Genomic DNA, 13216 nt, shown 5'->3' with positions numbered 1-13216 from the left:
AATTCTGCCCAAGATTTTCACGAGGCAACTTCATGGGCTTTCTTTCCGGCAAAAAACTGTTGATCACCGGCGTGTTGAGCAATCGCTCCATTGCATATGGCATTGCCAGGGCCTGCCATGAGCAGGGCGCGGAGCTCGCCTTCAGCTATGTCGGCGAGCGATTCAAGGACCGTATCACCGAATATGCCGCAGACTTCGGCTCGAAGCTGATTTTCGACTGCGACGTGAGCGACGACGCGCAGATCGACAAGCTCTTCGCCGACCTCGCGCAGGCCTGGCCGAAGTTCGACGGCTTCGTGCACAGCATCGGCTTCGCACCGCGCGAGTCCATCGCAGGCGACTTCCTCGACGGGCTCTCGCGCGAAGGCTTCAAGATCGCGCACGACATCAGCGCCTACAGCTTCCCGGCCATGGCCAAGTCGGCCCTGCCCTACCTCAACGACAAGTCGTCCCTGCTCACGTTGACCTACCTGGGCGCCGAGCGCGCGCTGCCCAACTACAACACCATGGGTCTGGCCAAGGCCTCGCTCGAAGCCTCGGTGCGCTACACGGCCGCCTCGCTCGGCCCGAAGGGCATGCGCGTCAACGGCATCAGCGCGGGCCCGATCAAGACGCTGGCGGCCAGCGGGATCAAGGGCTTCGGCAAGATGCTGGCGGCCGTGGCCGACGCCTCGCCGATCCGCCGCAACGTGACCATCGAGGAAGTCGGCAACGTGGCCGCCTTCCTGCTGAGCGACCTGGCCAGCGGCGTGACCGCCGAGATCACTTATGTGGACGGCGGCTTCAGCAATGTCGTCGGCGGGATGGCCGAGTAGTCCTGCGTCAAACCCCGGCACGGCTGCCAAGCGGCCGTACTGCGCAACCCATTTCACACATCGTGCTGAATCGACGTTCCTTGCTGCTTGCCGCTTTCGGCGTGATCGCCGCGCCCTGCGCGTTCGCACGCGAGGCGGCACCCTCGCTGATGCTGGCCGACGTCTACCGCCCCGGCATGTCGCTGAACGACTACTGGGTCAGCGAGAAGTACGACGGCGTGCGCGGCTACTGGGACGGCAAGCAGCTCTGGACGCGCGGCGGCGAGCGGATCATGGCACCGGCCTGGTTCACCGCACCGCTGCCCCGGCAGCCGCTCGACGGCGAGTTGTGGGCGGGACGCGACCGCTTCGCCCATGCCGTGTCGACGGTGCGCAGCCAGACGCCCAACGACATTGCATGGCACGAGATGCGCTTCATGGTGTTCGACCTGCCCGCCCAGGGCGGCGACTTCACGACGCGGCTGACCGTCCTGCGCAAGCTGCTGCCCATCACCGACGCACCCTGGGTGGTGCCGGTGCCGCAGCAGCGCGCGACCACGCATGCAGAACTGCAGGTGCTGCTCGACAAGACGGTCAAGATGGGCGGAGAAGGATTGATGCTCCATCGCGGCAGTTCCCAGTACCGCGGCGAGCGCAACAGCGACCTGCTGAAGGTCAAGCCCTATGAAGACGCCGAGGCTCGCGTGATCGAGCACGTGCCCGGCAAGGGCCGGCACAGCGCGCGGCTTGGCGCACTGGTGGTCGAGACGTCCGACGGCAAGCGCTTCAAGCTCGGCACCGGACTGACCGATGCCGAACGGGAGAACCCACCCGCCATCGGCAGTTGGGTGACCTACCGCTACAACGGCACCACGGCCAAGGGCCTGCCCCGCTTCGCACGCTTCATGCGCGTTCGCGAGGGCTGACCACCCCCTCGAACGGTTTCGGCAGCGGCCTACTTCGCTTCCTTGACGCAGTCCGCGTAGTAGCGCTTCTTGCCCGTCTCGTCGATGCGCGCAACGAGGCCGTGGATGTCGGTCTCGAAGCCCGGGCATTGCGTATTGAACTCGCGCGAGAACTTCAGGTAGTCGACGATCTTCTTGTTGAACACTTCGCCCGGAATCAGCAGCGGAATGCCCGGCGGGTACGGCGTGATCAGGCTGGTGGTGATGCGGCCTTCGAGCTCGTCGATCTCCACACGCTCGGTCTTGCGGTGCGCGATGTGGGCGAAGGCGTCGCTGGGCTTCATGGCCGGTGTCAGGTCGCTCAGGTACATCTCGGTCGTGAGGCGCGCCACGTCGAAACGCGCGTACAGCTGGTGGATGTGCTGGCACAGGTCGCGCAGGCCAAGGCGCTCGTAGCCCGGGTGCTGCTGGCAGAACTCGGGCAGGATGCGCCACATCGGCTGGTTGCGCGCGTAGTCGTCCTTGAACTGCTGCAGCGCCGTGAGCAGCGTGTTCCAGCGGCCCTTGGTGATGCCGATGGTGAACATGATGAAGAAGCTGTAGAGCCCGGTCTTCTCCACGATCACGCCGTGCTCGGCGAGGAACTTGGTCACCACGCTCGCGGGGATGCCGGTCTCCGCGAAGTTGCCTTCGAGGTCGAGGCCCGGCGTGACGATGGTCGACTTGATCGGGTCGAGCATGTTGAAGCCGTCGGCCAGCTCGCCGAAGCCGTGCCAGTTGCGCGGCGACTTCTTGTTCTTTGGCTTGCCGCTCTTCTCGCCCGTCATGATCCAGTCTTCGGCGCGGCCGATGCCCTCGTCGACGAGCTTCTCGGGCCCCCAGACCTTGAACCACCACTCGTCCTTGCCGAACTCTTCTTCCACCTTGCGCATGGCGCGGCGGAAGTCCAGCGCTTCGAGAATGCTCTCTTCCACCAGCGCGGTGCCGCCGGGCGGCTCCATCATGGCAGCGGCCACATCGCAGCTCGCGATGATCGCGTACTGCGGGCTGGTCGACGAGTGCATCAGGTAGGCCTCGTTGAACAGGTCGCGGTCGAGCTGGCGGTTCTGCGAGTCCTGCACCAGCACGTGGCTGGCCTGGCTGATGCCGGCCAGCAGCTTGTGGGTGGATTGCGTGGCGAACACCAGCGATTCCTTCGGCCGCACGCGGCGCTTGCCCATCGCGTGGTAGGCGCCGTAGAACGGGTGGAAGGCCGCGTGCGGCAGCCACGCTTCGTCGAAGTGCAGCGTGTCGACGTAGCCATCGAGCATGTTCTTGATGGTCTCGGTGTTGTAGATCACGCCGTCGTAGGTCGATTGCGTGAGCGTCATCACGCGCGGCTTCACCTTGTCGGCGTCCACGTCGGCCAACAGGGGGTTGGCCTTGATCTTGGCCTTGATGGCGCTCTGCTCGAACTCGCTCTTCGGAATGGGGCCGATGATGCCGAAGTGGTTGCGCGTGGGCTTCATGAACACCGGAATCGCGCCGGTCATGATGATCGCGTGCAGGATCGACTTGTGGCAGTTGCGGTCGACCACCACCACGTCGCCCGGCGCCACCGTGTGGTGCCACACCATCTTGTTGCTGGTGCTGGTGCCGTTGGTCACGAAGAAGCAGTGGTCGGCATTGAAGATGCGCGCCGCATTGCGCTCGCTGGCCGCGACCGGACCTGTGTGGTCGAGCAGTTGGCCCAGTTCTTCCACCGCGTTGCAGACGTCGGCGCGCAGCATGTTCTCGCCGAAGAACTGGTGGAACATCTGGCCCACCGGGCTCTTCAGGAACGCTACGCCGCCCGAGTGGCCCGGGCAGTGCCACGAGTAGGAGCCGTCTTCGGCGTAGTCGATCAGCGCCTTGAAGAACGGCGGCTGCACGCCCTCGAGGTAGCTCTTGGCCTCGCGGATGATGTGGCGCGCCACGAATTCGGGCGTGTCCTCGAACATGTGGATGAAGCCGTGCAGTTCGCGCAGGATGTCGTTCGGAATGTGGCGCGAGGTCTTGGTTTCGCCGTAGATGTAGATCGGCACGTCGGCGTTCTTGCGCCGCACTTCGCCGATGAAGTTGCGCAGGTTCAATACGGCCGGGTCGAGGTCGGGGCCGATGGTGAACTCCTCGTCGTCGATCGACAGGATGAAGGCGCTGGCCCGGCTTTGCTGCTGTGCGAACTGGCTCAGGTCGCCGTAGCTCGTGACGCCCAGCACCTCGAAGCCCTCCGTCTCGATGGCCTGCGCGAGCGCGCGGATGCCGAGGCCCGAGGTGTTTTCGGAGCGGAAGTCCTCGTCGATGATGACGATGGGAAAGCGGAATTTCATGAGCGGGGCTCCGTACAGGCAGACAGACAGGCAATGAGGAGAGGCGCGAAGTGTACGGAATTCAGATGACGGATCCGGTCAGCTTCCTGCAAGCCATTCCGGCCCGTCCGGCAAGGCCCCTTTTTCCGGCTGCGGCGCAGTACCCCTACCCACTGCAAGCGCTTGGGGCATATGCCTCAGAATGGCGCGCATCGAACAAGGAAAAAGAGGAGTTGAAATGGCGAATTCCACCGTCTGGTGGCTGATTGCGGGGGCCGCCATCGTGGTCGAGTTGCTCTCGGGCACCGTCTACCTTTTGCTGCTGGCCGCAGGCTTTGCGGCCGCGGCGATCTCGGCTCACCTGGGCTTCGGCACGGTCACGCAGTTGATCGTGGCCTCGGTGATCGGCGTGGGCGCCGTGCTCACCTGGTACTCGATCCAACGCAAGCGCCCTCCTGCACCGCCCACCGAAGCCAACCGCGACGTGAACCTCGATATCGGCGAGAGCGTGCATGTCGATGCCTGGAATGCCGACGGCACGGCGACTGTGCGCTATCGCGGCGCGCAGTGGACGGTGGTTCAGCGCGCAGGCAGCACGCCGTCGACCGGCGAGCACCGTGTGGTCGAGGTGGTCGGTAGCCGGCTGATCGTCGACAAGGTTTAGTCCGTCCATACATAGAACTCAGAAGAAACTCAGAAAAGGAAGCGCACCATGGAATTTTCGGTCCCTCTCATCATCCTGGTCATCGCGATCATCTTCATCAGCCAGTCGGTCAAGTTCGTGCCGCAGCAGAACGCCTGGGTGCGCGAGCGCCTGGGCAAGTACCACGGCACCATGACGCCCGGCCCCAACTTCCTGATCCCGTTCATCGATCGCGTGGCCTACAAGCACAGCCTGAAGGAAATCCCGCTCGACGTGCCGAGCCAGATCTGCATCACGCGCGACAACACGCAGCTTCAGGTGGACGGCATCCTGTATTTCCAGGTGACCGACCCGATGCGCGCGAGCTACGGCTCGTCGAACTACATCGTGGCCGTGACGCAGCTCGCGCAGACCTCGCTGCGCAGCGTGATCGGCAAGCTCGAGCTCGACAAGACCTTCGAGGAGCGCGACGTGATCAACGCCCAGGTGGTGGCCGCGATCGACGAGGCCGCGCTCAACTGGGGCGTGAAGGTGCTGCGCTACGAAATCAAGGACCTGACGCCGCCGAAGGAGATCTTGCTGGCCATGCAGGCGCAGATCACCGCCGAACGCGGCAAGCGCGCGCTGATCGCGGCCTCGGAAGGCCGCCGCCAGGAGCAGATCAACATCGCCACCGGCGAACGCGAGGCCTTCATCGCCCGCTCCGAGGGCGAGAAGCAGGCGCAGATCAACAACGCACAGGGTGAAGCCGCAGCAATCACCGCTGTGGCCACCGCAACGGCGGACGCCATCGAACGCGTGGCAGCGGCCATCCGCCAGCCCGGCGGCGAGCAGGCCGTGCAGCTCAAGGTGGCCGAGCGCGCCGTCGACGCCTACGGCAAGGTGGCAGCCGATTCCAAGACCACACTGATCGTGCCGAGCAACATGACCGAGACCGCCGCGCTCATCGCTTCGGCGATGCGCATGGTCCAGGCAGGCAAGCCGTCGAATCCGGCCTGAACTGACTGCTACAATCGCAGGCTCAGGAGCGGTGGATGAGCGGTTTAAGTCGCACGCCTGGAAAGCGTGTGAGGGTTAATAGCCCTCCGCGGGTTCGAATCCCGCCTGCTCCGCCAGAGATTGATTGTTCGTAACCGTTCGCGAACGTCAGACAACGCAAGAAGCCCAAGTCGCCACAAGCACTTGGGCTTTTTTGTCGTCCGACTCACCAAGCAGTGCGTTGCTTTACAACAACTGGATATCACCCTGCCGGATCCTTTCATCTGGCGCTACGATCCGAATGTTTTAGTTTCAAAGCCTGCAAAGGAGCCTCGATGGCTGGACAACGGAAGAACCCACCGCGTGGCACGACCCCACTGGACCGCACCCTGGAAAAAAGCGAGCAGGTGGCCGCCGACGTGCAGCGAGCATCGGACAACCTCGCCGTGGTGAACACGGTGCTCGAACAGGAGCTGCCCGAAGAAGTGCAGGTCGGCGAAGTGGCGCAGGCCATCGAGCACACGAGCCAGCTGGAAGAAAAGCTGGCCAAATCCGCCGAGAAGCTGGCCGAAGTCAACGCCGCGCTGAGTGAAGAAATCGAGAAGCGCCTCGAGGCGATGGCAGAGCGCGACGAAAGCCAGGCACTGGCCGAGAAGCTCAAGGCAGAGATCCGCGCCGACGGCGACGACTGACCCCGGATTCGCCCCCGACACTCCGTCCGTATCCTTTCTCCTACGCCGCGGCAACGCCAGGCACGCTACGCTATTCGTTCTCAAAGCGAAACCACGGCATGGCCCTCATCACGTTCCTCGTCGAGGACAACAAGACCATCAGGGACAACCTGGTCCCGGCCCTCGAGGATTTGGTCAATGGCCGTGTGGTCGGCTTCGCCGAAACCGAGACGGAGGCCCTTGCATGGCTCGCGGCGCATCCCGATGACTGGCAGCTCCTGATCATCGACCTGTTCCTGAAGGAAGGCTCCGGCCTCGGCGTGCTGGGCGGTTGCAAGAACCGCAAGCCCAGTCAGCGGGCGGTGGTGCTCAGCAACTACGTGACGGCCGACATACGCGCGCGCTGCATGGCCCTGGGTGCGGACGCGGTGTTCGATAAGTCGCGCGATCTCGACGCCTTCATCGAGTACTGCAACACCAATCGCCCTTCGGGTCTTGCGCCGCTCTGAACTGCCCCTGAAGCAAAGAGAAAAGGGCCCGAAGGCCCTTTTCTCTTTTGCGGACAACCGAGAGGTTGCCGCTGCCGAAGCGAATCAGCGCACCACGGCGATCTGCGTGCGCGCACCACCCTTGTAGGTGTACAGCGTCAGGGCGCCGTTCTTGATGTCGCCCTTTTCGTCGAAGGCGATCGGGCCGGTCACGCCCTTGTACGAGATCTTGCCGACTTCAGGCAGGTACTTGGCCGGGTCGGACGAACCGGCCTTGACCATGGCTTCGGCCAGCACGTTGACCGCGTCGTACACGTACGGTGCATAGATCTGCACTTCGACGCCGTTCTTGGTCTTGAACTTGGCCTTGAAGTCTTCCAGCGGCTGCTTGAAGTCGCCGTCCACGCCGCCGGCTTCAGCGCACACCACCATGTCTTCGCCAATCGCATCGCCAGCCAGCTTCGGCAGTTCGCCGGTGCACAGGCCGTCGCCGCCCATGAACTTGACGTTCAGACCGAGCTGCTTGACTTGCTTGAGCATCGGGCCGCCGACGGCGTCCATGCCGCCGAAGAACAGCACGTCGGGCTTGGCGGCCTTGAGCTTGGTCAGGATGGCGTTGAAGTCGGTCGACTTGTCGGTGGTGAACTCGTGGCCCACGATGGTGGCGCCAGCAGCCTTGGCCGACTTCTCGAACTCTTCGGCAACGCCTTGCCCGTAGGCCGTGCGGTCGTCGATCACGGCGATGTTCTTGCCCTTGAGCGTTTCGACCGCGTACTTGCCCAGCGTGCCGCCGAGTTGCGTGTCGTCGGCCACCACGCGGAACGTGGTCTTGAAGCCTTGGCGCGTGTACTTCGGATTGGTGGCCGAAGGCGAGATCTGCGGAATGCCGGCGTCGCTGTAGAGCTTCGAGGCGGGAATGGTGGTGCCCGAGTTCAGGTGACCGACCACGCCGTTGACCTTCTCGTCGACCAGCTTCTGGGCGACAGCGGTGCCCTGCTTCGGATCGCCAGCGTCGTCTTCGGCGATCAGTTCGAACTTGGCAACCTTGTCGCCGATCTTGAGGCCCTTTGCATTCAGGTCTTCGATGGCCATCTTGGCGCCGAACTCATTGTCCTTGCCAAGGTGGGCAATGGGACCGCTCGTGGGCGCAACGTGACCGATCTTGACGACCAGGGTTTCTCCGGCAGGTGCAGCAGCCGGGGCCGCAGCCGTTGGCGCGGGCGCTGCAGCGGGAGCAGCAGCTTCTTCTTTCTTGCCGCAAGCCACAAGCGTGAGTGCAGCCAGTGCGACCGCAGTCCATTTCAATTGCATGAGAACCTCCAGAACTTGGATGAAAAGAATAAAAAAACCGGTCGTGTGATCCGGGCGCACAGACCTCGCAAGTTTCGCGCCGCGGACCAGCGGCACCCTCACGCCCTTCCGACCTGCGGCGCAGTTTAGCCGAGGATTCAGGCGCCGGAAGCTGGCGTAGACCCTGTGTTTTCGCTGAGTTCCGCGGCCATTGCCTCGATCACCAACGCACGCAGAACAGCTTCGATTTCATTGCGCAAACGCGGCACCATTGCGTCGAGTTGATGCTGAACGGCAGCTGACACGGTGTCGCTCAAACGCTCTTCCAGAGACAGGTCGACGCGCTGCAACACGCGGTGCAGCAACTGCTCTTCGAGGCTGACGATTTCCGCCTGCGAAAGCTGCACGGCCGGCGGCAATGCCATGGCGCTCGCCGGGTCGGGTTGGAGCGCGGCCGCGGCCTGCGGCTCGGGACTCGCGGGCTCCGCCGGAACCTCGAGCACCGTGGTCAGCGTGGGAACGAACCGGGGCGGTGTGCGCAGCGTGCTGGCCATGTCAGGAACTCTTTGCGAAGTCGTGCGGCTGGATGGTGTAGCCACGATCGGCATAGTGGCGCCAGCGCGAACGGCCGACCTGGCGATCGTTGGCCTCGTCGCTCACGATGTCGATCATGCGTTCATAGCGCTCGAAGCCCGCAGGCACTTCGAGTCCGAGATTCACCAGCATTTCGCGATGGGGCAATGAAGCCGCGTCGGCACCCTCCGCCGAAAGAACGACGGGCGAACGCGCGACCACATGGGCCGGCGCATCTCCGCGGCAGTGCGCTACGAAGTCCACCGGCGACAGCTGCCAGAGCGCGGCGTCCACGGCATCGAGCGCACGCGCATCGCCGACGACCACCACGCGCAGGCCGCGTGCATTCACGGCCTTGCGAACCAGCCGGCAGGCGTAGTTCAGCTTGTCGGGCGCGTTGTAGTGAAAGCCGATTTCCGTCACTTCGCGGACCTGGCCTTTTTGGCCGGAGCTGCCGGGGCTTTGGGTTTGCTGGCCTTGCCCGATGCGTCGCTGCCGTTCGCGCGGGTCGTCAGGTACGACACCAGCAGGCCCACCGGCCGGCCGGTCGAGCCCTTGGCCGCCCCGCTCTTCCAGGCGGTGCCCGCGATGTCCAGGTGCGCCCAGGCGAAGTCGCCGGCAAAGCGCTGCAGGAACTTGGCGGCGGTGATGGCGCCGCCGGCGCGGCCGGCAATGTTGGCCACGTCGGCGAAGTTGCTCTTGAGGCCTTCGGCATAGTCGTCGTCCAGCGGCAGGCGCCAGCAGCGATCCTGCGAGGCCTCGCCGGCGGCTTCGATCGCCGCGGCCAGCGTTTCGTCGCTGGCGAACAGGCCGCTGCGCACGCCGCCCAGGGCCACCACGCAGGCGCCCGTCAGGGTCGCGACGTCGATCACGGCCGCCGGATCGAAACGCTTGGCGTAGGTGAGTGCGTCGCACAGGATGAGCCGGCCCTCGGCATCGGTGTTCAGCACCTCGATGGTCTGGCCGCTCATGCTCGTCACCACGTCGCCCGGCTTCACGGCGCGGCCGTCGTTCATGTTCTCGCACGAGGGAATGAGGCCGACGACGTTGATGGCGGGCTGGATGTCGCCGAGCGCGCGGAAGGTGCCGAGCACACTGGCCGCGCCGCACATGTCGAACTTCATTTCGTCCATTTCGGCCGCGGGCTTGAGCGAGACGCCGCCTGTATCGAAGGTGATGCCCTTGCCGACAAGCACCACGGGTGCTTCGTCCTTGGACGCGCCGTTGTAGCGCAGCACGATGAAGCGCAACGGCTCCGCCGAGCCTTGAGCCACGGCCGCGAAGGAGCCCATGCCGAGCTTCTCGACTTCTTTCGGGCCCAGCACTTCGCACTTGATGTTCGGCAGCTTGGCCAGCCCCTTGGCGGCCTCGGCCAGCAGCGTGGGTGTGGCATGGTTGGCAGGCCGGTTGCCCCATTCCTTGGCCAGTTCGATGCCCTGGACGGTGGCGCGGGCGGCATCGAAGGCGCCGGTGACGGCGGCGGCATCGGCCACACCAACGGTCAGCTGGCGGATGCTGCGGGGTTCGGCCTTCGACTTGGTGGTCGTGTAGACGTAGCTGGCATCGGCGGCCGCCGTGACGGCACTGGCCACCGCCGCGCCGTCGGCGGGCTGCGCAAACACGATGGCCACGCGCTTGGGGCCCTGGACCTTGGCCGCGTTGATCGCCGCGATCACCCCGCTGCGCACCGAGGCAGGCTTGCCGTCGCCGATGGCGGCGAGCACCACGCGGGACGCGACCACGTCTTCCGGACGGTAGAGCCCCAGTTGCTTGCCCGCCTTGTCGGGCAGGTCGCCGGCCTTGCGCGCACTGGCGGCGAGCACCGACAACGGGTCTTTGGAGGTGAGCGGAGCGCTGCCCACGAGCACGATGAGGACGTCGGATTTCTCGGCTGCAGCCTGGGCGACGGTGAGGGTCTTGAGTTGAAAGTCCATAATCCTTTTTTTCCTCGAACGATGTTATTCCATTCTTCCTTACGCAAGGAGCTGTCCCGCAGCTTCGGAGCAACCCTCGTGGTCCTGGTCACCATCGTGATGACCATGATGCTCATCCGCACCCTGGGGCTCGCGTCCAAGGGCAGTGTGAACCCACAGGAGGTGTTCCTGGTGATGGCCTACACGGTGCTCGGCTACATGCCGACCATCCTGAGCCTGAGCCTGTTCATCGCCATCGTCGGCACCCTCTCGCGCATGTACCGCGACAGCGAGATGGTGATCTGGTTCTCCAGCGGGCGCGGCCTGACCGACTTCATCAAGCCGCTGTTCCGCTTCGCCTGGCCGGTGCTGATCCTGATCGCGGTGATGGCGCTGGTGGGCTGGCCATGGGCCAACTCGCAGACCATCGGCATGCGCAAGCAGTACGAGCAGCGCAGCGACATCGAGCGCGTGGCGCCGGGTGAGTTCCGCGAATCCGCGGGCCGGGTGCGCGTGTTCTTCATCGACAAGGAGACGGCGGACAACTCCAAGGCCACCAACGTCTTCATCTGGTCGATCGAGCGCAACATGCAGATCACGACCTCGGCACGCAGCGGCAGCATCGAGAACATCGGCAATTCGCGCTACCTCTTGCTCAACAACGGACAGAGGCTCGAGCAGCCCATTGCCCAGACCGGCCTGAAGATCAGCGAATTCAAGACCTACGGCACCCGGGCAGGCGGCAACAACGGCCTGGCCGGCGACACAACGCCGCCGCGCGCGCTCAACACGTTGTCGCTGCTGAGGGACCCGAGCGACCCGAGCCGCGGCGAACTGGCCTGGCGCATCGGGATGCTGTTGACGGCCGTCAACTTCGTGCTGCTGGCGCTGAACGTGTCGAGCGCCAACCCGCGCGTCGGCCGCAGCGGCAACCTGCTGCTGGCGCTGTTCGCATTCGTCGTCTACTACAACATGCTCAACCTGGGGCAGAGCTGGATCAGTTCAGGCAAATACAGCCTGGGTGGCTTCATGGTGCTGTTGCATGGCGGCGTGCTGCTGATCAACCTGGCATGGCTCGGCATACGCCAGAACAACTGGGGGCGGCCGGTGAAGCCAGGCTCGTCCACCGCCGCCGTGCTGCCCACACCCAAGATCGAACCCACGTGAAAACGATAAGACGCCTGATCTATGTGGAGGTGCTGAAGGCCGTGGCGTTCGTGACGCTCGGCTTTCTGAGCCTCTTTTTCTTCTTCGACTTCGTCGACGAACTGCAATCCATCGGCAAGCCGGACAGCCTCAACTACGGCCCGGCGCAGGCGCTGATCTACGTGACGCTGCTGATCCCGAGCCACCTCTACGAGCTGCTGCCGATCACCGTGCTGATCGGCTCCATCTTCGTGATGGCCCGGCTGGCGCAGAGTTCCGAGTACACCATCCTGCGCACCAGCGGCCTGGGACCCTGGCGTGCGCTGCGCACCCTGCTGCTGCTGGGCATCGGTTTCGTCATGCTGACCTTTGCCATCGGCGACTATGTCGCACCAGCCTCGGAGCGTACGGGCCAACTGCTCAAGGCCAAATACCAGGGCGTCTATTCCCTGGCCGGCAACACGGGCGCCTGGCTGAAGGAAAAACGGGGCAACGTGTCGTTCGCGGTGAACGTGCTGTCGATCGACCGCAAGGGCGCGCTGAAGAGCCCGCGCATCTTCGAGTTCGACGACAACGGCTACATCAGCACCCAGATCGTCGCGGGCTCGGCCCGCATCGACAACGGACACTGGATGCTCACCGACGTCGAAGAGCAGAAGTACGACACGCGCAGCTCGGCCGACCAGGCCCGCATTGCCACGACCAGGATCGCGCAGCTGAACTGGCCCACCACGCTCACCGCCGAAATGGTGTCGGTCGCGCTCCTGCGCCCCGATCGCATGGGCACGATCGACCTGTTCGACTACATCCGCCACCTCGACGCCAACGGCCAGACCGCGCAGCGCTACGAGATCGAGTTCTGGCGCAAGGTGTTCTATCCGCTCTCGTGCCTGGTGATGGTGGTGCTCGCCCTGCCCTTCGCCTATCTGCACTTCCGCCAGGCAGGCATCACCACCTACGTGTTCGGCGGCGTGATGATCGGCATCAGCTTCTTCCTGCTGAACAACGTGTTCGGCTATCTCGGCAACCTGAGCAACTGGTCGCCCTGGCTCACGGCAGCGGCGCCGGGAATGATCTATTCGGTGATGTCGTTGACGGCCTTCAGCTGGCTGGTGCTGCGACGATGATCCAGGGCATCGTCCTGCTGGCGCATGGTTCGCGCGACGAGCGCTGGCGCCAACCTATCGAGGCAGTGGCCGAGCGCGTGTGCAGGAACGAACCCGACGCCCGCGTGGCCTGTGCCTACATGGAGCTGGCCACGCCCGACCTGCCCACGGCGACAGCGGCGCTGATTGCCGGCGGTGCCACCGCCATCCGCGTGGTTCCGCTGTTCCTCGGCATGGGCAAGCACGCGCGCGAAGACCTGCCGCACCAGCTAGAGGCGCTGCGCCAGCGCTGGCCCGACGTCGGCTTCTCGCTCGCCCGCATCGTTGGCGAAGAGCCCGAACTGGTCGATCTCCTGGCCAGAATTGCGGTCAAATCCTGAAC

Annotated in this window: 15 protein-coding genes and 1 tRNA gene; 11 read left to right on the top strand and 5 right to left on the bottom strand. The window is 64.5% G+C overall.

Going from position 1 to position 13216, the window contains the following annotated elements; translation table 11 throughout:
- The first annotated feature begins 32 nt into the window (after positions 1-32).
- Together fabI and ASC92_RS17975 are read left to right on the top strand one after the other, a co-directional pair.
- Positions 33-815 carry an enoyl-ACP reductase FabI gene (fabI, locus tag ASC92_RS17980; protein WP_056518368.1) on the top strand — a complete coding sequence of 261 codons (783 nt, stop codon included), beginning with the start codon at positions 33-35 and terminating at the stop codon, positions 813-815.
- A gap of 62 nt (positions 816-877) precedes the next feature.
- Positions 878-1720, top strand: a complete 843-nt coding sequence (locus tag ASC92_RS17975; RefSeq protein ID WP_056518366.1) for a DNA ligase — start codon at positions 878-880, stop codon at positions 1718-1720.
- Between the two features lie 29 nt (positions 1721-1749).
- On the opposite strand, the gene ASC92_RS17970 is transcribed toward ASC92_RS17975, so the two are convergent.
- On the bottom strand, positions 1750-4047 hold the full coding sequence (locus ASC92_RS17970) for an arginine/lysine/ornithine decarboxylase (RefSeq protein WP_056518363.1): 2298 nt from the start codon (positions 4045-4047) through the stop codon (positions 1750-1752).
- Positions 4048-4112: 65 nt separating this feature from the next.
- Between ASC92_RS17970 and ASC92_RS29350 the strand changes: the two genes are divergently transcribed.
- The 6 genes from ASC92_RS29350 (at position 4113) to ASC92_RS17945 (ending at position 6827) form a co-directional block, all read left to right on the top strand.
- Positions 4113-4292, top strand: coding sequence for a hypothetical protein (locus ASC92_RS29350; RefSeq protein WP_235505871.1), 180 nt, complete (start codon positions 4113-4115; stop codon positions 4290-4292).
- Positions 4265-4690 (top strand): NfeD family protein, encoded by a 426-nt coding sequence (locus ASC92_RS17965; protein WP_056518362.1) that lies wholly within the window; start codon positions 4265-4267, stop codon positions 4688-4690. The genes ASC92_RS29350 and ASC92_RS17965 overlap by 28 nt, the downstream gene beginning before the upstream one ends.
- Before the next feature lie 48 nt (positions 4691-4738).
- Positions 4739-5668, top strand: coding sequence for an SPFH domain-containing protein (locus ASC92_RS17960; protein ID WP_007832284.1), 930 nt, complete (start codon positions 4739-4741; stop codon positions 5666-5668).
- A gap of 25 nt (positions 5669-5693) precedes the next feature.
- Positions 5694-5784: transfer RNA gene (locus ASC92_RS17955), tRNA-Ser, on the top strand.
- A 198-nt stretch (positions 5785-5982) separates the two neighbouring features.
- Positions 5983-6339, top strand: a complete 357-nt coding sequence (locus ASC92_RS17950) for a hypothetical protein (RefSeq protein ID WP_056518360.1) — start codon at positions 5983-5985, stop codon at positions 6337-6339.
- 98 nt (positions 6340-6437) lie between these two features.
- On the top strand, positions 6438-6827 hold the full coding sequence (locus ASC92_RS17945) for a response regulator (RefSeq protein ID WP_056518358.1): 390 nt from the start codon (positions 6438-6440) through the stop codon (positions 6825-6827).
- Between the two features lie 84 nt (positions 6828-6911).
- Here ASC92_RS17945 and ASC92_RS17940 read toward each other — a convergent pair whose 3' ends face one another.
- The 4 genes from ASC92_RS17940 to ASC92_RS17925 form a co-directional block, all read right to left on the bottom strand.
- A complete protein-coding gene (locus ASC92_RS17940; RefSeq protein WP_056518355.1) occupies positions 6912-8117 on the bottom strand; it encodes a branched-chain amino acid ABC transporter substrate-binding protein in 1206 nt (401 codons plus the stop codon).
- A gap of 137 nt (positions 8118-8254) precedes the next feature.
- Positions 8255-8650 (bottom strand): hypothetical protein, encoded by a 396-nt coding sequence (locus ASC92_RS17935; protein WP_056518354.1) that lies wholly within the window; start codon positions 8648-8650, stop codon positions 8255-8257.
- Position 8651: 1 nt separating this feature from the next.
- Entirely contained in the window at positions 8652-9092 is a 441-nt protein-coding gene (locus tag ASC92_RS17930; protein WP_056518352.1) for a DNA polymerase III subunit chi, read from the bottom strand.
- On the bottom strand, positions 9089-10603 hold the full coding sequence (locus ASC92_RS17925) for a leucyl aminopeptidase (RefSeq protein ID WP_056518350.1): 1515 nt from the start codon (positions 10601-10603) through the stop codon (positions 9089-9091). The genes ASC92_RS17930 and ASC92_RS17925 overlap by 4 nt, the downstream gene beginning before the upstream one ends.
- Before the next feature lie 21 nt (positions 10604-10624).
- Between ASC92_RS17925 and lptF the strand changes: the two genes are divergently transcribed.
- The 3 genes from lptF to ASC92_RS17910 are packed head-to-tail and all read left to right on the top strand — an operon-like array spanning position 10625 to position 13214.
- Entirely contained in the window at positions 10625-11749 is a 1125-nt protein-coding gene (gene lptF / locus ASC92_RS17920) for an LPS export ABC transporter permease LptF (RefSeq protein WP_056518348.1), read from the top strand.
- Positions 11746-12855, top strand: coding sequence for an LPS export ABC transporter permease LptG (gene lptG, locus ASC92_RS17915; RefSeq protein ID WP_056518345.1), 1110 nt, complete (start codon positions 11746-11748; stop codon positions 12853-12855). Before lptF ends, lptG begins: the two co-directional genes overlap by 4 nt.
- On the top strand, positions 12852-13214 hold the full coding sequence (locus ASC92_RS17910; RefSeq protein WP_056518344.1) for a sirohydrochlorin chelatase: 363 nt from the start codon (positions 12852-12854) through the stop codon (positions 13212-13214). The genes lptG and ASC92_RS17910 overlap by 4 nt, the downstream gene beginning before the upstream one ends.
- Positions 13215-13216: the final 2 nt, after the last annotated feature.

Origin of the sequence: Variovorax sp. Root411 (assembly GCF_001425205.1) — a bacterium.
Lineage (GTDB): Bacteria > Pseudomonadota > Gammaproteobacteria > Burkholderiales > Burkholderiaceae_C > Variovorax.
Note: the sequence above shows the minus strand (reverse complement) of the source record. Positions and strands in the feature narration are given on the sequence as shown.

Excerpts from the sequence above, each read along its gene's own strand:
- fabI (WP_056518368.1), top strand. The coding sequence starts at position 33 with ATGGGCTTTCTTTCCGGCAAAAAACTGTTGATCACCGGCGTGTTGAGC.
- ASC92_RS17970 (WP_056518363.1), bottom strand. The coding sequence starts at position 4,047 with ATGAAATTCCGCTTTCCCATCGTCATCATCGACGAGGACTTCCGCTCC.
- ASC92_RS29350 (WP_235505871.1), top strand. The coding sequence starts at position 4,113 with ATGACGGATCCGGTCAGCTTCCTGCAAGCCATTCCGGCCCGTCCGGCA.
- ASC92_RS17965 (WP_056518362.1), top strand. The coding sequence starts at position 4,265 with ATGGCGAATTCCACCGTCTGGTGGCTGATTGCGGGGGCCGCCATCGTG.
- ASC92_RS17960 (WP_007832284.1), top strand. The coding sequence starts at position 4,739 with ATGGAATTTTCGGTCCCTCTCATCATCCTGGTCATCGCGATCATCTTC.
- ASC92_RS17950 (WP_056518360.1), top strand. The coding sequence starts at position 5,983 with ATGGCTGGACAACGGAAGAACCCACCGCGTGGCACGACCCCACTGGAC.
- ASC92_RS17945 (WP_056518358.1), top strand. The coding sequence starts at position 6,438 with ATGGCCCTCATCACGTTCCTCGTCGAGGACAACAAGACCATCAGGGAC.
- ASC92_RS17940 (WP_056518355.1), bottom strand. The coding sequence starts at position 8,117 with ATGCAATTGAAATGGACTGCGGTCGCACTGGCTGCACTCACGCTTGTG.
- ASC92_RS17935 (WP_056518354.1), bottom strand. The coding sequence starts at position 8,650 with ATGGCCAGCACGCTGCGCACACCGCCCCGGTTCGTTCCCACGCTGACC.
- ASC92_RS17925 (WP_056518350.1), bottom strand. The coding sequence starts at position 10,603 with ATGGACTTTCAACTCAAGACCCTCACCGTCGCCCAGGCTGCAGCCGAG.
- lptF (WP_056518348.1), top strand. The coding sequence starts at position 10,625 with ATGTTATTCCATTCTTCCTTACGCAAGGAGCTGTCCCGCAGCTTCGGA.
- ASC92_RS17910 (WP_056518344.1), top strand. The coding sequence starts at position 12,852 with ATGATCCAGGGCATCGTCCTGCTGGCGCATGGTTCGCGCGACGAGCGC.